This window comes from Pyrococcus sp., assembly GCF_030153625.1.
Classification (GTDB): domain Archaea; phylum Methanobacteriota_B; class Thermococci; order Thermococcales; family Thermococcaceae; genus Pyrococcus; species Pyrococcus furiosus.
The window spans coordinates 13,350-31,911 of record NZ_JASKLM010000019.1 but is presented as its reverse complement, the minus strand read 5'-3'; the positions used below and the strand labels follow the sequence as shown (position 1 = coordinate 31,911).

The 18,562-nt window shown below is 42.7% G+C and carries 21 protein-coding genes, 1 tRNA gene and 2 pseudogenes; 7 read left to right on the top strand and 17 right to left on the bottom strand.

The window, feature by feature from the left end; all coding sequences use genetic code 11:
* The 10 genes and pseudogenes from PWP39_RS04680 to PWP39_RS04635 form a co-directional block, all read right to left on the bottom strand.
* Positions 1-191 (bottom strand): annotated as a pseudogene (locus tag PWP39_RS04680) (hypothetical protein); the annotation flags it as partial.
* 70 nt (positions 192-261) lie between these two features.
* Positions 262-570, bottom strand: coding sequence for a 50S ribosomal protein P1 (gene rpl12p, locus PWP39_RS04675; RefSeq protein ID WP_288072893.1), 309 nt, complete (start codon positions 568-570; stop codon positions 262-264).
* 46 nt (positions 571-616) lie between these two features.
* Positions 617-1,639, bottom strand: coding sequence for a 50S ribosomal protein L10 (locus PWP39_RS04670; protein ID WP_288072891.1), 1,023 nt, complete (start codon positions 1,637-1,639; stop codon positions 617-619).
* A 5-nt stretch (positions 1,640-1,644) separates the two neighbouring features.
* Entirely contained in the window at positions 1,645-2,295 is a 651-nt protein-coding gene (locus PWP39_RS04665) for a 50S ribosomal protein L1 (RefSeq protein ID WP_288072889.1), read from the bottom strand.
* A gap of 78 nt (positions 2,296-2,373) precedes the next feature.
* Positions 2,374-2,868 (bottom strand): 50S ribosomal protein L11, encoded by a 495-nt coding sequence (locus PWP39_RS04660; protein WP_011013135.1) that lies wholly within the window; start codon positions 2,866-2,868, stop codon positions 2,374-2,376.
* Positions 2,869-2,879: 11 nt separating this feature from the next.
* A complete protein-coding gene (locus PWP39_RS04655; RefSeq protein WP_011013134.1) occupies positions 2,880-3,338 on the bottom strand; it encodes a transcription elongation factor Spt5 in 459 nt (152 codons plus the stop codon).
* A gap of 3 nt (positions 3,339-3,341) precedes the next feature.
* Positions 3,342-3,527 (bottom strand): protein translocase SEC61 complex subunit gamma, encoded by a 186-nt coding sequence (locus PWP39_RS04650; protein ID WP_288072886.1) that lies wholly within the window; start codon positions 3,525-3,527, stop codon positions 3,342-3,344.
* 56 nt (positions 3,528-3,583) lie between these two features.
* A complete protein-coding gene (ftsZ, locus tag PWP39_RS04645; RefSeq protein WP_288072884.1) occupies positions 3,584-4,702 on the bottom strand; it encodes a cell division protein FtsZ in 1,119 nt (372 codons plus the stop codon).
* A 68-nt stretch (positions 4,703-4,770) separates the two neighbouring features.
* Positions 4,771-5,184 carry a hypothetical protein gene (locus PWP39_RS04640; protein WP_288072882.1) on the bottom strand — a complete coding sequence of 138 codons (414 nt, stop codon included), beginning with the start codon at positions 5,182-5,184 and terminating at the stop codon, positions 4,771-4,773.
* Positions 5,185-5,286: 102 nt separating this feature from the next.
* The gene (locus tag PWP39_RS04635; RefSeq protein WP_288072881.1) at positions 5,287-6,099 is read right to left on the bottom strand and encodes a D-aminoacyl-tRNA deacylase; all 813 of its coding nucleotides are present in this window, start codon (positions 6,097-6,099) and stop codon (positions 5,287-5,289) included.
* Between the two features lie 71 nt (positions 6,100-6,170).
* On the opposite strand from PWP39_RS04635, the gene PWP39_RS04630 reads away from it, so the two are divergent.
* From PWP39_RS04630 to PWP39_RS04615, 4 genes are all read left to right on the top strand, one after another.
* Positions 6,171-6,869 (top strand): nucleotidyltransferase domain-containing protein, encoded by a 699-nt coding sequence (locus PWP39_RS04630; RefSeq protein WP_288072879.1) that lies wholly within the window; start codon positions 6,171-6,173, stop codon positions 6,867-6,869.
* Between the two features lie 38 nt (positions 6,870-6,907).
* A tRNA-Pro gene (locus PWP39_RS04625) sits at positions 6,908-6,985 on the top strand.
* A 45-nt stretch (positions 6,986-7,030) separates the two neighbouring features.
* Positions 7,031-7,606: a hypothetical protein gene (locus PWP39_RS04620; protein WP_288072877.1), complete on the top strand. Its 576-nt coding sequence runs from the start codon at positions 7,031-7,033 to the stop codon at positions 7,604-7,606.
* Positions 7,593-8,225, top strand: a complete 633-nt coding sequence (locus PWP39_RS04615; protein ID WP_288072876.1) for a TIGR00296 family protein — start codon at positions 7,593-7,595, stop codon at positions 8,223-8,225. Before PWP39_RS04620 ends, PWP39_RS04615 begins: the two co-directional genes overlap by 14 nt.
* On the opposite strand, the gene nadC is transcribed toward PWP39_RS04615, so the two are convergent.
* The 5 genes from nadC to thsB all read right to left on the bottom strand — a co-directional run bounded on the left by nadC (position 8,203) and on the right by thsB (position 14,642).
* Positions 8,203-9,033, bottom strand: coding sequence for a carboxylating nicotinate-nucleotide diphosphorylase (nadC, locus tag PWP39_RS04610; protein ID WP_011013120.1), 831 nt, complete (start codon positions 9,031-9,033; stop codon positions 8,203-8,205). The two genes, PWP39_RS04615 and nadC, sit on opposite strands and share 23 nt — an antisense overlap.
* A 9-nt stretch (positions 9,034-9,042) precedes the next feature.
* Entirely contained in the window at positions 9,043-9,954 is a 912-nt protein-coding gene (nadA, locus tag PWP39_RS04605) for a quinolinate synthase NadA (protein WP_288072874.1), read from the bottom strand.
* Positions 9,955-10,000: 46 nt separating this feature from the next.
* Entirely contained in the window at positions 10,001-11,395 is a 1,395-nt protein-coding gene (locus tag PWP39_RS04600; RefSeq protein WP_288072873.1) for an L-aspartate oxidase, read from the bottom strand.
* A gap of 45 nt (positions 11,396-11,440) precedes the next feature.
* The gene (gene ppcA, locus PWP39_RS04595) at positions 11,441-12,859 is read right to left on the bottom strand and encodes a phosphoenolpyruvate carboxylase (protein ID WP_288072871.1); all 1,419 of its coding nucleotides are present in this window, start codon (positions 12,857-12,859) and stop codon (positions 11,441-11,443) included.
* Positions 12,860-12,995: 136 nt separating this feature from the next.
* Positions 12,996-14,642 (bottom strand): thermosome subunit beta, encoded by a 1,647-nt coding sequence (thsB, locus tag PWP39_RS04590; RefSeq protein ID WP_288072869.1) that lies wholly within the window; start codon positions 14,640-14,642, stop codon positions 12,996-12,998.
* A gap of 708 nt (positions 14,643-15,350) precedes the next feature.
* Here thsB and PWP39_RS04585 point away from each other — a divergent pair.
* The 3 genes from PWP39_RS04585 (at position 15,351) to PWP39_RS04575 (ending at position 16,271) form a co-directional block, all read left to right on the top strand.
* A complete protein-coding gene (locus PWP39_RS04585; protein WP_288072867.1) occupies positions 15,351-15,581 on the top strand; it encodes a type II toxin-antitoxin system HicB family antitoxin in 231 nt (76 codons plus the stop codon).
* Positions 15,578-15,697 (top strand): type II toxin-antitoxin system HicA family toxin, encoded by a 120-nt coding sequence (locus PWP39_RS04580; RefSeq protein WP_288072866.1) that lies wholly within the window; start codon positions 15,578-15,580, stop codon positions 15,695-15,697. The genes PWP39_RS04585 and PWP39_RS04580 overlap by 4 nt, the downstream gene beginning before the upstream one ends.
* Positions 15,698-16,040: 343 nt before the next feature.
* Positions 16,041-16,271: an ABC transporter permease family protein gene (locus PWP39_RS04575; protein ID WP_353851436.1), complete on the top strand. Its 231-nt coding sequence runs from the start codon at positions 16,041-16,043 to the stop codon at positions 16,269-16,271.
* 392 nt (positions 16,272-16,663) lie between these two features.
* Here the strand turns inward: PWP39_RS04575 and PWP39_RS04570 are convergent, their stop codons facing one another.
* Complete coding sequence (locus tag PWP39_RS04570) at positions 16,664-17,359, bottom strand: multidrug transporter (RefSeq protein WP_288072864.1); 696 nt, start codon at positions 17,357-17,359, stop codon at positions 16,664-16,666.
* Positions 17,356-18,186, bottom strand: a pseudogene (locus tag PWP39_RS04565) (ABC transporter ATP-binding protein); the annotation flags it as partial. The gene PWP39_RS04570 and the pseudogene PWP39_RS04565, both read right to left, overlap by 4 nt.
* Between the last annotated feature and the right edge of the window lie 376 nt (positions 18,187-18,562).

The window sequence follows — 18,562 nt, the reverse complement described above, 5'->3', positions numbered from 1 at the left end:
CAGTAAATAATGGTTTCAGACTTCATGTTCCCCCTTCTTTTTCTAAAGTACTGCCAGTAACTTAAACCTGACACCCCACAGCTTATCCTAACAGTATCATTTGAGAGATACATCCCTCTATCAAGCTTAACTAGAGTTAAGAACTCCTGAGGAGTCAAATCCTCCACATTAATCCCTCTATAATATATCACGAACTTTAATATAAAAAGGTTGTCTTTTATAACCATAATATAATGGGTAGAAAAGAGGAAGAAAACGAGCTCATCCGAAGAGTGCGCTGAGTCCAGCAAGGGCTTCTTCTTCGGAAACTTCCTCTTCCTTCTTTTCCTCTTCCTTCTTTTCTTCTCCTTCCTGAGCGGGAGCTGCTACTGGGGCTGCGGCAACTGCAACTGGCATTGCTGCCTTTTCAATTACCTCGTCGATATTTACTCCTTCAAGAGCTGCAACTAGGGCCTTTATTCTTGCCTCATCGGGTTCAACACCTGCAGCTTGGAGGACAGCCTTAAGGTTCTCCTCATTTATTTCTTTTCCAACGCTGTGTAGGAGCAGAGCAGCATACACATACTCCATTTCTTCACACCTCCGATCAGCTTTATTTATTGAGAGTACGCGTGATTCATCCAAATAGAGCACTCAATCCAGCAAGAGCCTCCTCCTCAGAGGCCTCTTCTTCCTCTTCTTTTTCCTCTTCAACCTTCTCCTCCTTCTTTTCTTCCTCAACCTGGGCCAAAGTAACTTGAGCCTGTGCACTTAAAAGCTCTTTGGTCTTCTCATCTAGCACATCTTCAGGCAATTGCTGGGCAAGGAGTAGCATTGCTCTGATGGCCCTTCCAATGATATCTGAGATTGTCTCCTTGGTAATGTAGCCAGCTTCCACGGCCACAGCCTTTGCGTTGAGGAATGCCTTCTGAATAATTGCTTCGATTGTCTGAGGCGTTGGATAGGCTATGTTTACTGCCAAGTTGAATGCGTGCATGTAGGCCTTTTGGAGCATGTTTATGTACTCGCTCTCATCGATGGCCAATACGTCTGGGGTGTAAATTATTCCATCCTCATAAACAGCAAGCAAGTCCAAACCTACTTCAAGTGGTTGAATTCCGAGAGCATTAAGAATATTTGCTAACTCGGGAGTTATCTCTTCTCCAGCCTTCAGCACAACGGTGTCCTTTTGTATTGTTACCTTACCCCTCTCGATTCTTGCAGGTATTCCCATGGCCTGCATCTGACCAACTATTGGCCCAGGAGCTAGAGAAGTTGGACCGGCGGGAATTACGACATCCTTAGGAACCTTTGCTCCAGGTTTGGCTGGGGCAGGTTGTCTGTTCTGCTGAAGGAACTTGTAAAGCTTGAATGGATTCATTGTTGTAACTAAAATTCCAGCTCCGCCCTCTATGTAGTTTATTAGCTTTTCAAGCTCTGGCTTTCCTAGTTCTTGAGCAACCTTCTTTATTGCAAGCTCTATGAGAGTGTTCCTAGACACCCTAAGGAGGCCATTGTTTTCCCTGATTAACCTCCTCATCTGTGAAAGTGGGTAAGCAGGCATGCTTGAAACGTCAACCAGTGCAACTACTGGATAACTTTTGATTAGATTTGCGAGCTCTTCAACTTCCTTTTTCTTCCACTCGGCTACGTGAGCCATTCACATCACCCCTCTATCTTAACAGCTGGGCCCATTGTTGTCTTAACGTACACTGACTTAACTTGACTCTCTCCCCTCTCGAGCTTTCCTATTATTGCGTTGAGGACTGCCTCAATGTTCTCTGCAATCTCTTCATCACTCATTTTTTCTGTTCCTACTGGAGCGTGGACAACTGGGTTGTTCTTGAGCTGTATCCTTACTGTTTTCTTTAGCCTTTCTACTATTGGAGTTAGGTCAGTAAGTGTTGGGGGGACTACAACGGGCATCTTGTTCCTGGGACCTAGATACCTACCCAGGTATCTACCGATCTTTGGCATCAAGGGGGCTTCGGCAATAAAGAAGTCGTACTTTTTAGCAAGCTTTCTAGCTTGCCTTGGGCTGCTCGCAATCTCCTCCAACTCCGCACTACTAATAACATCTAGCCCGAGCTTCCTCGCCGCCTCAGCAACGGCACCATCAGCGATGACCGCGATCTTAACATCCTTCCCTCTCCCATGAGGAAGGACTACCTCAAGCTTAAATCTATTTTCAGGTCTCTTAAGGTCAATATCCTTCAAGTTCACTGCCACTTCGACACTCTGTGTGAAGTTACGCGGCTTGGCCCGGGCCTTAGCCTCCTTCACCGCTTTCACGATTTTCTGCCTGTCAAAGGGCATTGTAGCTTCCCTCCTATATTTTTTAAATAAAAATCAAGTGGTGGGTAAAAGAAAATGTTTTTAAATTTTTCTTATCCTCTACTCCTTCTCAGCCTTCTCAAACAACTCGTCGTAAACCCCCTCATCAATTTCCTTTTGCACTTCCCTAGGATCCTTTCCTTCCACTGTAACTCCCATGCTCAGTGCTGTTCCTATAACTTCCTTTGCGGCGGCCTTAAGTGTTAAAGCAAGCATCTGATCCTTCTTCATCTTAGCTATCTTTATGACCTGCTCCATTGTCAAGTTGCCAACTATATTGTGCTTTGGCTCTCCACTTCCCTTCTCGAGCCCAAGTTCCTTCTTTATCAGTTGGCTTGTTGGTGGAACACCGACTTCAATTTCGAACTGCTTTGTAACTGGATCAACTATGATCTTCACTGGAACTTGCATGCCAGCAAAGTCCTTTGTCGCCTCATTGATCTTATCAACGACCTGCTTAACGTTTAATCCTAGTGGACCAATTGCTGGACCAAGGGGAGGACCGGGAGTGGCCTTTCCACCCTCAACAAGCACCTCAACTACCTGCTTTGGCATTTCTTCTCACCTCACTCCTCCTTCTGCAGCTTGCTTATAAGCCTAACGTAATCTCCCTTTATGGTAACGGGAATGGGAACTATGGCATCAATGAACTGAACAACAACTTCATCCTTACTCTCATCAATTTTGACAACTTTTGCCTTTTGTCCCTTAAATGGACCGGCAATAACTTCAACGAGGTCTCCAGGTTCAAGCCCACTAACAGCTGGCTTCTCCTCTAGAAAGTGCTCTATTTCCTTAAAGGGAACCTCTCCTGGAAGAACACCTCTAGCGTGTCTAATTCCCCTTATTGCCTCATCCACAACGCCTTTATTTGGAGCCTCAACAAAAATATATCCTTTAACTCTAGAAGGAGCCAGAATAGCATAGATAGGAAGATTGTAAGTTCTAACCTTGCTATAAATTAGCTTTGCAGTTGTCTCTTCCTGTCCATGAGTCACTCTCACAGCAAAGATTTTCCCTGCCATCTTTTACCCTCCAAGGATTAAGATGCCTATAATTCTTATTAACATCCCAATTAGGCCAATTAAGAGTATTCCAAGCCCAGTTATTTTTGCTGCCTTTTTATAAGTAGCCCAGTTAGGCTTCTTTGTCACAAGGAATACTCTTCTTGACTCCTTCCAGAAGTACCTGATCCTCTCTTGTAATTTTGCCATCCCTTGTCCCCCATTTCCATGGTCACAGTTTTATTTAAAAATTTTAGGAAAAACGACTAAAGCTCTGGTATGCTGATTTCGATTGATGGTGATTCTTCAGGGGTTTCAAGTGGTGCCTCTTCTTCAGGAGTGACATACCTTGATGTAACTCCTGTGATAACAACCATTACCCTAATTGTCTTCTCGAGCTCTGGCTCCAGCTGTATTCCCCAAATCACCTGGGCCTTTGGATCAACGTTCCTTGTGACATATTCAATTATCTGTTGAGCTTCCTCTAGCTTAACATCTGCACCGCTTATGTGGATAAGAGCACCTTTAGCTCCGCTAATATCAACATCAAGCAAGGGGCTATTTAGTGCCTGCTCAGCTGCTTCTAAAGCTCTCTTTTCGCTGTCACTCTCTCCAATTCCTATCATTGCGACTCCTCCATCCTTCATTACAGCTCTAACATCATTGAAGTCTAGGTTAACGAGTCCAGGCTTAGTTATGAGCTCTGTTATTCCCTTTACTGCCTGAACAAGGATTTCATCTGCAACCTTGAATGCCATCTGAATTGGTAACTTCGGGGCGACCTCTAGGAGCTTATCATTGGGAATTACTATTACGGTATCTGAATACTTGATGAGCCTCTTCAATCCATATTCGGCGTTCTTTGCTCTTCTAATTCCCTCCATGGTAAAGGGTAGAGTAACTACTGAAACTGTCAATGCACCCATCTTTTTGGCAATCTCAGCTATAACTGGAGCGGCACCAGTTCCAGTTCCTCCTCCAAGTCCACAGGTAATAAATACCATGTCCGCCCCTTCAAGTGCGTCTCTAAGTTCTCTCTCGCTTTCTTTAGCGGCTTCTTCCCCTATTTTTGGGTCGTTACCCGCTCCGAGACCTCTTGTCAACTCCTTCCCAATTAGTATCTTCTGGTGGGCCCTAACCTTTAGCAAGTCCTGGGCATCTGTGTTTACAGCAATTACCTTTGCTCCAGTAATACCTACTTCCATCATCCTATTCACAGTATTACATCCAGCTCCACCAACACCAACAACATAAATCCTTGCTTTTATCTGCTCTACTATTTTTCTTAATTCTTCATCTATGCTTGACTGAGGAACTTGAACTTCAGAAACCTTATTTTCTTCTTCCGAGATTCTTCCAACGACATTCTCTACGAGCTTTAGCATACTTCGAACCCCCCTTTAATTGACACTCTGGGTAAAAATTTGATAAACAAAAATATATAAATTTCACTCTATTGTCTAACTACAACTCTTGGTATTGGAATTGGAGATGGCATCCCCATTTCTTTTGTTATCATCATAGCAAAGGGAATCAGCAAATTGTTTGCAAAGTTTACTACTTCGGCAACGAGCTCTCCAGGTAGCTTTTTCTCATTCTCCCAGTTGTCAAGAATCTTGTCTACATCCTCTCTATTCCTGGGAAGATAAAAGACGATCATTTTTATTGTTCCTTTCCCAACTTCAGGGGAGTAGGTGATATTGTACGTTAGCTCCACTTCTATGCCCTTAACTTTTCCATTTGGAAGATTTATCTCCCCTAGCCTGAGCTCTTCAATCTTGGGATTTAGCGAAACCTCTACCTGGCCCCCAGGAATGGGATTTTTCTCAAACTCAATTCTAATTATGTTATGTCCAAGTATGGCCATTTCACGTCACCAAAGAAAGGAGAAGTGCAAGAGGCTTATTAAGGTTATCTTTTTTTTTTTTTTTGGAAAGTCTTATCTTTAGTGAAACTTTAGGAGTTTTAATTAATCTTTTATGAATTCAAGCCCCAGCTCACTTGCTAACTCTTTAGCTAGTTGTCTAGTTTCCCCTTTACTTCCCTTCCAGTCAACGTATATTGCCTCGACCTCTTCAACCGACCTTGAAAGTGCACGAAGGATGACTTCCTTCTTCACTGGCTGCGCATACTTTGGGAGGATATGAGAAAATGCGAGGTCAGTTTCAAGTGCAACTTTTGTCTGCTTTGGAGCGTAGTGCCCTCCTCCAATGCCTAGGGCAACTTTGAACTTCTCCCTGTTTTTAAGGATGTACATTATTGTCTCAGCTATTATTTCCCCAGCTCTCTCGTTTACCCACTCCTCTTCACTGGATCCAATTTCTATGAAGAGACTTGGGACTTCCAGCTCACTTGGACCATGATGTGTAGCTTCGTAACAAACTGTCCAACCGAGGTCGTTTAGTTCATGCATTTTTAGCAAAGCTAATTTCATTGCACTTGGGAATGCTATGGCAAAGCTCTCGTCTTTTCCCCCATACATTGCCTTTCCCCAGTTTCCAGTAACGTGAGTGGTTAAGGAGGGAAGTTTTTTTGTGCTCGAGTGTCTAGATGCAAAAACTATAACTTCAGGTTTTATCTTTGTCTGCTTTTCAATCTCTCTGTCAATGTAGTCATAGTATATCATCTCTGTGTTTGTAGTGAGAATTAGTACATCCCCTTTTTCATAGACTATATTCCCATCGAACGTGAGGTCGCTCTCCTTAAAGCCGAAGTTTTCAATAAGCTTCTTCTTTATGTTCATTGAGGCCTTATCAATCTTGGTTGTCATAATAACCTTCATTTATCTCCCTCTATTCAAAGGGGTTCTCTTTGTTAAAAACATTATTAAATGAATGAAAGGAAGTAATATTGATGCCTAGAGAAAAGGTTGTTAGGGTTTGGGATGAGAGGGAAGTGGTTTACTCTCCTAAGAGGTGGAGGATTCTTTGGGAGAAAAGGGAAAAGGCTTTCAAGATAATGGAACTCCTTAAAGAATTTGATCCCCATGTTTATGGAAGCGTAGCTAGGGGAGATGTAAGGAAGGATAGTGACATAGATATAGTTATCCCCTACAGGGTTCCAAGCTATTTAATTGAGCTTGCCTTGGGGGATTTAATTCAGAGAAGAAGAATAGTAATGGCCACTCCTTGGCACTTAATTAAGGGGCACATAGAGATAGATGAGGAAACAACTGTGACATTTTTCTTAGTTGATCCAACTGATAGGGAGATTGAGTTTTACAAGTGGGGAGGAATGCTTGATTTGTGGGGAGTGAAGACTAAGCAGAGAGTCCCAGGAGTTAACAAAAAGTTAATTCTGATAATTCCAACCGATAAGGGTCACATTGAAAGGGAAGTAGTTGGAAGGGAGGCTGAAGTGGCGAAGATTCTTGGAGTCAGTGTGGATATAGTAGAGGAGAGGGTTAAAGTGCTCACAAGGAGGGATAGAATCGGTAGGACTGGAATTTATCTTGATGAGGAAGTTCCGGATTGGAAGAGCTTTGAAGAGTTCTTGAAGGAGCTAGCTGACAGGGATCCTAATATAAGAAGAAGAGTCAGGGAAAGCTTGTGAGAAAAATTTATAATTCTTAATGTTCCTGCCCATTTTGAGGGGCCGTAGGGTAGCTTGGTCCATCCTGCGGGCTTCGGGAGCCCGCGACCCGGGTTCAAATCCCGGCGGCCCCACCACTATGTATAAATATGGGAAGTAGAACCATTTCTGGGGAAGAGTTTATGAAGCTTGTTAACATTGAAGAAATTTCGAACATTTTTTATGGAATTCGCTCTACCACAAGGTACATTCAAGCTATATTTCCCCTTGAGGGAATAATTTGCGAAGTTGAAGAGACAGTTTTTGAGGATGGGGAAAAGATTGCAAGCGGTGAATTTTATACTGCTCCCAAGGAGCTTTTAGTGGAGCTTTTTGACATAATAAAGAGAGGAGGCCTTCCAAATTCAGTTTTGGAAGATGTTCTAATTGCAGTAAGCTTTGGAGATTTGTTCCCCATAGATGAGTTAAAGGATATCCTTGAGGGAAAGGAAGATGAAATTGAAAAATTGAAAGAAGTGACAGCAGAAATTGTCAAAACTAGAAAAAGTGAAGAAGTGATTATTGTTGAGGGAAAAGATATCGTGGATCTTTTGCCGTATGGGAATGATATAAAACTCTTCCTCCTTGAAAGTAATGAAATAAGGAAGGTTTCAAAAGAAGGTAATGTAGAGGAGCTAAGAAAAATTCTTGGAGTGAACGTTGAAGATGTTATGAGTATTATAAACTTGATACGGGTGAAGGAAGATGTACAGGATTAAGGACGAGTGGGGAGAGTTCTTGGTAAGACTTGCAAGGAAAGCTATAGAAGAATACCTCAGGACGGGGAAAGAGATAGAGCCTCCTAAAGATACTCCTCCAGAGTTGTGGGAAAAGATGGGAGTTTTTGTTACTCTTAACAGGCATAACGTTCCACCCCAAGCAGCATTGAGGGGGTGCATAGGATTTCCTTTGCCTATTTATCCTCTAGTTAGGGCAACGATAAAAGCTGCCATATACGCGGCTGTTGATGATCCAAGATTTCCACCAGTGAAGCTTGAAGAGATGGATAACATTGTCGTAGAGGTTAGCGTTCTAACTCCCCCCGAGCTCATTGAAGGTTCGCCGGATGAGAGGCCTAAGAAGATAAAGGTTGGAAGGGATGGGCTTATAGTGGAAAAGGGAATTTACACGGGCCTTCTTCTTCCCCAAGTGGCAGTGGAGTGGGGTTGGGATGAGGAGGAGTTTCTAGCAGAGACGTGCTGGAAAGCTGGATTGCCACCAGACTGCTGGCTTGATGAAGATACAAAAGTGTACAAGTTTACGGCTGAGATATTTGAGGAGGAGTATCCCAGGGGGCCAGTTAAGAGAAAGCCTCTCATCCCACAATCTCAAGACTGACATCGAAGTTCTTCACGGAATGAGTTAGGTAGCCGAGGCTTATAACATCCACATCGAGTCTTGCGTACTCTCTTATATTTTCTGGAGTTATCCCTCCCGATATTTCAATCTTAACTTTTTCCCTTAATCCCAACTTCTTGAGCTCCTCTATAACTCTCTCTATTTCTTCGGGCGTCATGTTATCAAGCATTATTACGTCGGCCCCCGCTTTTGCCGCTTTTATTGCATCCTCCAGACTTTCAACTTCAACCTCCACCACTTTGTATACGCTGAATTCCTTGGCCCTTCTTATTGCTTCTTCTAGGGGAACTAGGGCAAGGTGATTATCCTTGATAAGTATTGCATCGCTCAGGGAAAATCTGTGAGGTTCCCCTCCTCCAATCATGATGGCCTTCTTATCTAGAAGCCTCAACAAACTTTTCCTAGTTCCCGCTATCTTTACTTTTGGATTTACTTCTCTAACAATGTCAACTAGTCTCCTAGTTTCTGTGGCAATTCCGCTCATTCTTCCTATTATGTTGAGGGCGGTTCTCTCTACTAGCAGAATAGCCCTGGCGTTTCCTTTAACTTCCATTATTACATCTCCCTTCTTGACGAATTCGCCGTCTTGCTTTTTTACATTGACTTCAACTCCAAAGTACTCGAAGAGCTTTCTGGCTTCATCAACTCCCGCTATGATCCCCTCTTGCTTCGCTATTATTACCCCTTTAGCACTCATCTCCCTGGGAATAACTGCCTCACTAGTTATATCTCCGTAAGGAGCATCTTCCTCAACAAATTTTAAGAGGTATGAAATTGGAATCTCCATAGAAACACCTCAACTCATCTCAAGCATTCTTTCAATGGCTTTTCTTGCCTTTTCGGCTATCTCCTCTGGAACGGTGACTTCATATTTCATATCCCTTAGGGATTCATACACATGTTGCAGTGTTATGGCCTTCATTCCAACGCACACTGCATCCTCTTTGGCTGGATAAAACTTCTTGTTTGGATAGAGCTTGCTCAGCCTATACACCATTTCCCTCTCTGTGAAAACAACCCATTCGTCCCACTCACATGCTCTTCTTATCATTCCCCCCGTTGAGACTATTATATCAGCATGCTCCTGGACTTCTGGGTTGCACTCAGGATGAACCATGAGCTTGGCATTGGGATAGAGCCTTTTGGCCCTCTCAACGTCTTCAATTGTAAACTTCTTGTGGACGTAGCAGTGCCCTTCTGGTGGGACTGGAATTATGGTTTTCCCAGTAACTTTCGCTACGTAATGAGCCAAATTCTTGTCTGGGCCAAAGATAATTACATCGGAGTTTAGCTTTTTAATTATATCAACTGCATTTGCTGACGTTACAGTAACATCTGCGTAGGCCTTGGTCTCAGCTGTACTATTAACATAGAGAACAACTGGGGCATTTGGATACTTTTTCTTAGCTTCAAGTATATGCTTAACTTTGAGCATGTTGGCCATTGCACATGTGGCCCTCTTATTAGGGATTAGAACTATCTTATCTGGGTTTAATATCTTAGCAGTCTCGGCCATGAAGTCAACTCCAGCAAAAACTATGACCTCTGCATCAACTTTTGTTGCCCTCCTCGCGAGTTCAAGGCTGTCTCCAACGAAATCTGCTACATCTTGAACTTCAGGAAGCTGATAGTTGTGAGCAAGGATTATTGCATTTCTATCTTTCTTTAATTTTTCAATTTTCCTCTTAAGCTCCTCAATCTTCTCCATAAGGTTCCCCCAAATTAAAATTGGGAAATTGGGCTTAATAACTTTTTTAGAGCATACAAGTTCCTTCACGGAAAATGCTTGGCCTTCTAAATTCCTCCCTTGAGTGGGGATAATCTTCTCTGTAATGCGCTCCTCTACTTTCTTTTCTCGCTAAGGCACATTTCAGGACAGCTTCTGCTAAGAGCTTTACTCTTGGATCGGCCTCAACTTTTTTCAATTTTTTGAGGCCAAGTCTTAGGGATTCTTCTCTCCTTATTATTCCTGCATGATTCCACATTATCTCTCTCACTTCGTCAACGTTTCCCAGCTCGTATCCATAATACTTAACCTCTCTTCTTTCTCCCCTGGGTTTCTCCCTAATAATAGTTCTTGAAACTTCTATCCCTGAAACTAAGCACTCAAGAAGTGAATTACTTGCTAGCCTATTGGCTCCATGGAATCCATTACATGCTGCCTCCCCTATAGCGTACAATCCCTTGACAGGGGTTCTATAGAATGCATCAACACTTATCCCACCAATCGTATAGTGGGCCACGGGAGTCACGGGAATTAAATCTCTCTTTGGATTTATTCCTTCTCTTCTGAGGAAGGAGTATATGTATGGAAACCTCTTCTTAAAGTCTTCAATTCCAGTAGCATCTAGAAAAACTCCTTTGCCTTCGAGCATTTTTCTGTATATCTCTCTAGCAACAACATCCCTTGTCTCTAGTTCGTTTACGAACCTTTCACCTTCTCCAGTTACTAGCTTTGCTCCAGCTCCCCTCACAGCTTCGCTTATCAGATAGGTTCTCTTTCCAATGAAGCCTGTGGGATGAAATTGGACGAATTCTATGTCTCTTAAGGGAACTCCTTTTAGTGCTAAATCCCCTATTGGAATTCCCAAATTCTCGGAGTTGCCAGCGGTGAATCTATATAAACCAGAAAATCCTCCTGAAGCTATTATTACCGCGTCGAAATAAAGTAGGCTTCCCTCAACAAAAACTCCGATAACCTTTTTGTTATAAATAGCGATTTCATCCACAAATTTTCTTATGAAATTAACCCCCACTTCTTTTGCGTGCTTTTCCAATACAGGGATTATGTACTTTCCAGTTTCGTTTTTAATCGTGAAAATTCTGGGAAAAGAATGACCTCCCTCAAGCTCTCTGTTAGTGAACTCGACTCCCAGGGAAGTAAGAAAATGATAGGCTTCTGTTGACTTGGAGATTACATTCCATACAACGCTAATATCGTTCAGGTATTTCCCTCCTCTTATGGTGTCCGTTACATGGGAAAGAAGTGAATCCCCATCACTTATTGGGAATGCTATTCCTGCTTGGGCTAGATATGAATTGGATTCTCTAGGTTTTGGATCAAATACCGTGACTTCAATTCCCTCTCTTGCCAATGATATTGCAGCGGTTAAACCTGCGAGGCCACCCCCAACTATTGCTACTTTCATTTTTCCTCTCCCTCTCAGAGAAAAAAGTGTAGAGGTATATGGGCTTTATCCAAGAAATCCCCTCAACTGAGCTAACTTCATTATATCCCCTTCTTCCTTAAATACCAATTCCGCCTCTTCAATATACTCGGGAATTTGTTCTGGCTTGAATTCTTTGATTCTTTCTGCTAACTCTTTCAATCCTACTTTTTCAGCAATTTTGGGGGAGAAGAATTTCATGGCAAATTCTAAGTCTTCATATAAATTAATGTAGTATTCTGAAATTGTTTCAAGTTGAGAATCGGTAAGTGAATTTAATGCAAGAAGCTCCGGAGGAATTCCAATGGAATAGAGGGCAGCTGTGAATGTAATTGCCCTAGGTAATGTTATTCCGTTCACATTTCTTGAATACCCAAATAGTCCTATGTGAAGCTTTCTTTTCCTTCTTCTAGGTATTCTCTTCGCTACTCTATTTATATGAGGCGCAAGAATTCTGATTTGCTTTTGGTATTCTGCTTCATAGTTGGCTAGAAATGGAGGAATTTCGACTGGAATTGGAGACTTTCTTTTTGTTGATTTAATTTTCTCTACTGCCTTAACTACATCTCTTGCTGGATAGTCGTACTTAAAGGAACTCTGGATTGTAAACGTTTGAACACTTGGATATTCTTCCATTATTGCATCAACGTTATCTGGTCTCATTCCTCCCCTCATTGGAGGTCCACCTACGCCAATAATTGGATATATTGGAATACTGAGCTCTTCCTCTACCCTTAGAATGTCATAGAGGGCTTTTTTAACATAAGTAACTGCTGTAATTAAACCATAATTCATTGCTGGATCGCTTCTAGCAAAGAAGACTCTTTGACTGTCAATTTCGTCTTTCCTATTTAGTATATACTCCCTAGTTATTTTCGCTGCTTTAATTAGAGCAGCTTTTGTCTCAAACAGAGGGATGACATTAATTTTTTCTGGGAAGAAGTCTCCAATCCACTCCCTTACTGTTATATCATAAATTTTCTCCCTACTTATCCAAGCAACTGCCTTCTTATAGAGCCAGTATACTCTCTCAATTTCCTCTACGCTTGTTGTCATTGGAAGGATTACCTCAAATATTGGAGCTATTTCGTCTCCGTAGAATATCCTCGCATAATCCGCACTTCTTGCAACTCCCTGGAGGGTTTCGAGAAGTAACTTTGCTTCTTCTTTTTCTACACTGGGATTAGGGACTCTTGGAGTTAGTCGAACATCCTTCCCAAGAATGTTTTTCTTGAAGAATGCTGGATATCTCTCAAGAAGTTTTTTAACAACAAATTCGTCAACTTCCTTTCCTTCAAAGTCCCACATTTGCTCATCTGCTCCAAGAACACTGAAGGCATAGAATGCTTCAGTTATCTCATCCTCTCCCTCCAGTATTGGAGTACTAGCAAAGAACGGTATCGAGTAGTTGTCAGGATGTTGGGTACTCATTATCCTTGGTATCATAATGCCCTCCAAGCTTGAAAAAATTAGTCATATTTAAATGTATTGGAGCAACTATTGAACAAAAGACAGACAACCTAAAATACTAGGTTTTTTCAGAAGAAAAGACAACTAGAAAAGGGAAGAAAGTATTGGAACTTCAGTCTAAGTCACTGCTGAAGTCCTCGCTTCCTCCGCTTCCTTTTTCTCCTTCTTTCTCTTTCTCGAGCTTGCTGGCAGCAATGACATCGTCGATTCTGAGGATCATTATTGCTGCCTCACTAGCGCTCTTGATGGCTTGCTTCTTGACTCTCACTGGTTCAATGACTCCTCTCTCCAACATGTCTGCTGGCTCACCTTCGTATACATCGATACCAATGGTTAGTCCCTTCTCCTTGTGGGCAGCGATAACCTTAACGAGTGTCTCAATTGGGTCGAGACCGGCGTTCTCTGCTAGTGTTCTTGGAATTACCTTGAGAGCATCTGCAAAGGCCTCGATAGCTAGTTGCTCCTTGCCACCGACTTCCTTAGCGTACTCGTCGAGTTTAATGGAGAGCTCGATTTCTGGAGCACCGCCACCGGCAACGATCTTACCGTCCTCAAGGATGTCCTTGACAACTTTGACGGCGTCCTCAAGGGCTCTCTCTACCTCATCGACTACGTGTTCAGTTCCACCTCTGATGAGGATTGTTACGGCTTTGGGGTTCTGGCAGCCTTCGACGAAGATCATGTTCTCTCCAGCAACTTTTCTCTCTTCTACTAGCTCGGCGTAACCGAGATCTTCTGGTGTGAGGTCCCTGATGTTTGTTACAATCTTAGCTCCGGTGGCCTTAGCGAGCTTCTCCATGTCGCTCTTCTTGACTCTCCTGACTGCCATTATGCCGTACTTGGCGAGGTAGTGCTGGGCAAGGTCATCAATACCCTTCTGGACAAAGACTACGTTAGCGCCGACTTCCTTGATCTTCTCAACCATCTCTCTGAGCATTCTCTCCTCTTGCTCGAGGAAGGCCTGGAGTTGCTCTGGACTGGTAATTCTTATCTCGGCATCGGTTTCGGTCTCCTTGACCTCAAGTGCATCGTTAATTAGTGCGATCTTAGCCTTCTCGACTCTCTTTGGCATTCCTGGGTGGACTACCTCCTTGTCGATGACGACACCCTTTATAAGCTGGGTGTCTCTGACACTTCCACCCTCCTTCTTCTCAAGTTTGATGTTGTCGATGTCAACCTTGTACTTACCACCATCTTCCTCTGCAACGAGCTTGACTGCCTCTACTGCAAGCTTGGCTAAGTACTCTCTTTCCTCTTCAGCTGCCTTACCGGTAATTGATGTCATTGCGGCCTTGAATAGAATTTCCTCATCGTCGGGCTTGACCTCCTTAGCTATGTTGTCGAGTATCTCTTGAACCTTCTGAGCTGCCAAGGTGTAACCCTTAATGATTATGCTTGGGTGAATGTTCTGGTCTAGTAACTCTTCAGCCTTCCTTAGGAGCTCACCAGCAATTACTACTGCAGTTGTCGTTCCATCACCAGCCTCCTTATCTTGAGTCTTTGCGACCTCAACCATCATCTTAGCTGCTGGGTGCTGGATGTCCATCTCATCGAGAATTGTTGCACCGTCATTTGTAATTACTATGTCTCCAAGGCTGTCAACTAGCATCTTGTCCATTCCCTTTGGCCCAAGGGTTGTTCTTACGGTCTCTGCAACAATCCTTGCGGCAAGAATGTTCATTCTCTGTGCATCTCTACCGACGTATCTTTGGGTTCCTTCGGGTAAAATCAGAATGGGTTGACCTGCTAACTGGGCCATCCCAAACCACCTCCTTTGTTTTTTAATTTAAATTTTTCTTAGATTTTAGTTACTTTATGTGTTCTCCATACATAGGTTCCTTTGGATTGCTTATAAACTTTTCGGTCAACTCTTAGATGCAGTAAGGGTAAGGAACATCTGTGCTGAGGTTTTGAAGGGGCGCCTTGAGGGAGCGAGGAGGAATCTCCCATAACTCCAGCCCACAAGGACTGTGGAAAAATGAAAATATTAGTCGCCTCAGTTGACAGAAGCAAGGAAAATAAGTTTCTCTGGAATTTTTATACAGTTCTTTAAGTAACTGAAAAAGGATCATAAAAATTTTCAGTCACTTAAGAGCTAGATACTAAGTTTGTAGGTTAGTCTTCTTTTAATTCCTTTTAGTTCCTTTTCGATTTTCTCCACCTTCTCCCGCTCTTCATTTATAATCTCGTTCAATTTTAACATTGCTTTCTTGGTTGGTTGATGTTTCAGAACTCTAATTACGTGGCCGTTTTGCACAAGCAGAGGGTTAGGTTAAGCTTGCCAATGGTGAGGAATTTGAGGGTATCTTGAAGACTAAGGACCCTTTTTGTTAATTTACTCCCGCCTGAGGGTGGGAGGATAATCATCAACAAGGCTCACATTCTTTACATTGAGCCTTTGGAGGGATAGGTTTTCAAGAGAGTAACTTTATAATCTCAATTTTCAATTATTAGTTGGGTGGAAATTATGAAGTTTAAGGTCATTCTTGAACCTCAACCAGAAGGAGGGTACGTGGCTTACGTTCCAGCCTTGCCAGGGTGCATATCTCAGGGTGAAACTGAAGAAGAAACTCTCAAAAACATAAAGGAAGCCATTGAACTTTACCTTGAAGTCCTTGAGGAGAGGCAAATCAGGAAAACAATGAAGAAATTCGTTAAATATTCCGATAAAAGCCACATTGTTGAGGTATCATTATGAAGCTTCCAAGAGACGTTTCTGGCCAAGAAGTAATCAAGGCTCTTCAGAAGTTAGGTTATGTTGTGGCTCGGCAGAGAGGATCTCATGTTATTCTCATTGGCCCTGGGAAAAAATGATTGTTGTTCCCCTCCACAAAAGATTGAAAACTGGTTTACTGAGGGCTATCGTTCGGGAAGTTGGAATCTCTATAAAACTCTTCAAAGAGCTTCTGGAGGATCCATAACTTACCTTGTGAAAGCCTCGCCCTTTAGGGCGGGGAGCATATAATACTAACTTACGGATCTCTCTTTCTCAGCATAGCGGTCGGAATACCCTTGGCTGTACTCTCACTCAAGAGTAAAAGGTTAGCCTCACTTATAATGGGATTTGCAAACCTCGTACAAGCAATACCAAGCTTTGCCGTTGTTGCGATAGTAGTCCCCCTTCTTGGAATAGGGTTTTACTCCTGCGGTTTTTGCAATATTCCTGAGGGTCCTTCTTCCTATAGTCAAGAATACGTATGTTGGTCCCAGCGAGGTAGATGAAGCGATGGTGGAAGCGGCTAGAGGCATTGGGCTTACAGAGTGGGAGATCGTAAGATACGTTCGCTTTCCACCGGCCATGTTCGCTGGCATAAATTTTGCGGCAATTTTGGCGAATTCAATAGCCAGCAATAATAGGAAGCAGCAGCTTGGGGAGCATTGTCTTTGAAGGGCTTGCGAGTTTCAACACGGACAAGATTTTGGCCGGCTTGATTCCAGCTATAATGATGGCCGTCTTCATAGACTTGAGTTTTCCTAATATTGAGAGGAGATTAAAGCCCGAGGGGGTAGGTTGAGGATATGAAGCTTTGTGATTGGCGCAAAGCCATTCAACGAATAGAAAAATACTTGCCCACATAATTGGAAAGCTCCTGGAAAGGAAGGTTTTGAGTATGATGTAAGGGTGAGCAAACCCACACTTGAGGGCAAAATAACCGCGGAGGTTATGAGAATGCCCAACTACATGCTCGACTTCGAAGGGAGAAATGAGGGGGAAGCGGCAGAGGAGTTCCTCAAATCATGAAACAGTCCTCCATCCTTCAAAGCTGGAAGAGCACAGCCCTACTCTCTAATTTCAACAAAGAAAGTTAATATTAAACACAAAACTACCCATAGCATCAAGGATACAGCAGATAGCTCTGCATAATGCGGGGAGTTGGAGGCCATTAAGTGTGATGCACTAACAGTAGGAACCGCCAAAAGGAAAGGCTGCAAACTTTTGGGCACGAGGTTTATTGGATAATAGACCGGAAGAAAAATCGTGAGTACAGTTGTTAAAACCGTTGATAGCCTCATGACTGTGAGGGGTTCTTTGATTTTAACCCCTATATACATTCCAATGGTCACGCTCCATATCCACAGGGAAACGATGCTAAGCACTATATATTTTATGTGATGAAGCCCAAGCTTTGCGAGGAGCATGATTACGAGTATCGCCAAATATGGCATGGCGGGTAAGCTTATGCCAAGGGAGATGCCAAGCATTTTCTCTGCCGAATTTCCTGGTAGGGACATGATAATATCATAAAACTTTGAGCGAACCTTCATCCCTACCAGTTCTATTGGAAGATCTGCCATCCCCACGCCAACAATGAAGCTAACGATTGCACCAGCAAGCGCTGAGGAAAGGAATTTGCCTCCGCTAATCACGTAAACAATAAAGATGAAGGAAAGTGGTTGTATAGCGAAGCTTAACATTGAGCTTTTACTCTTCATCAGGGCGTTTTTATAGTATTCCATTATTGCCAGGATACTCACTTTAAATCCCCCACGAGGAATATGTCTTCAATGGTCAGTTCTTCCCTCTTAAAAGGTAGTCCAAGTTCTTCTAGTCTGTTTATAACTTCTTTCTCCTCTGATTTTGATTTAACGTAGATAAAAGTGTTTTTGCCAGCTCTTTTTGTTAGGTGCTCCCCACTGAATTCGCCAAAGACAACTATCTTGGAGTAAAAATCCGAGAGATACTGTCGCCCGATTTTTTCGGGCGGTCCAAAGGCAACTATCCTGCCTTCTTTGAGAAGAAGTACTTTGTCGCATACACTGGAAATTTCATTCAAATAGTGGCTTGTCATTATTATGGTGGAGTTTTTGGCTTTTTCTCTAAGTATCCTCCACAAATTTAACCGATTTTTAACATCAAGGCCTACCGTGGGTTCATCGAGATAATAAATCTTGGCATCGGCCGAGAGGATCATGGCAAGCAAAGTTTTCCTAACCATTCCTCCTGAAAGCGTTGACATTATCCTGTTTGAATACTCGATATCAAACTCTTTTATGGCTTGTTCAGCTCGAAGCTTGGCCTCTTCCTTTGTAATCCCTCTCATACGGAGATAATGATAGATGTATTCGAATGGTGTTAATGTATAAAAGTGAACTCTTGCTTCTTGAGGAAGGAGTGCAAAGAGTTTTTTGATATTATCATCGCAGTGGGAGCTAATTTCATGACCATATATGATTACCTTCCCGTGATCAGGTTTTAGCAGGCAACTAAGAATTCGTATTAATGTTGTTTTGCCAGCCCCGTTTGGCCCAATAACTCCAAGAATTGTCCCCTCTTGAACTGAAAAGGTTAGGGAATCAAGAGCTTTAATTTTTCCATAACTTTTAGAGAGATTATGGACTTCTATTGCATTCATTAACTCTTCCCCCTGACTCAGAGGCATATAGTTTGTTTAATGGTGAACCTGGTATGTCCCTTGTGCAGTATAGTTCTTTGGGTATAGCTTTGCACAACGTGTTGCAGTATCTTAATTCCAATCACCAACAAGTTAATATTATCGTTTTTAATTTTTTTGTCTTTATCAAAGGATACTGCCAGGATAACTAGGGGATCGCCTCCTGAAGCCATTCAGTAACATCACCAGGCGGAGAATCAAGCCGGGAATTATACCGCACAGTCTCCACATCCCCACTTCCCAACCCCAGGGGAGGGGAGTCATTGGAATTTACTGTCTAACCAAT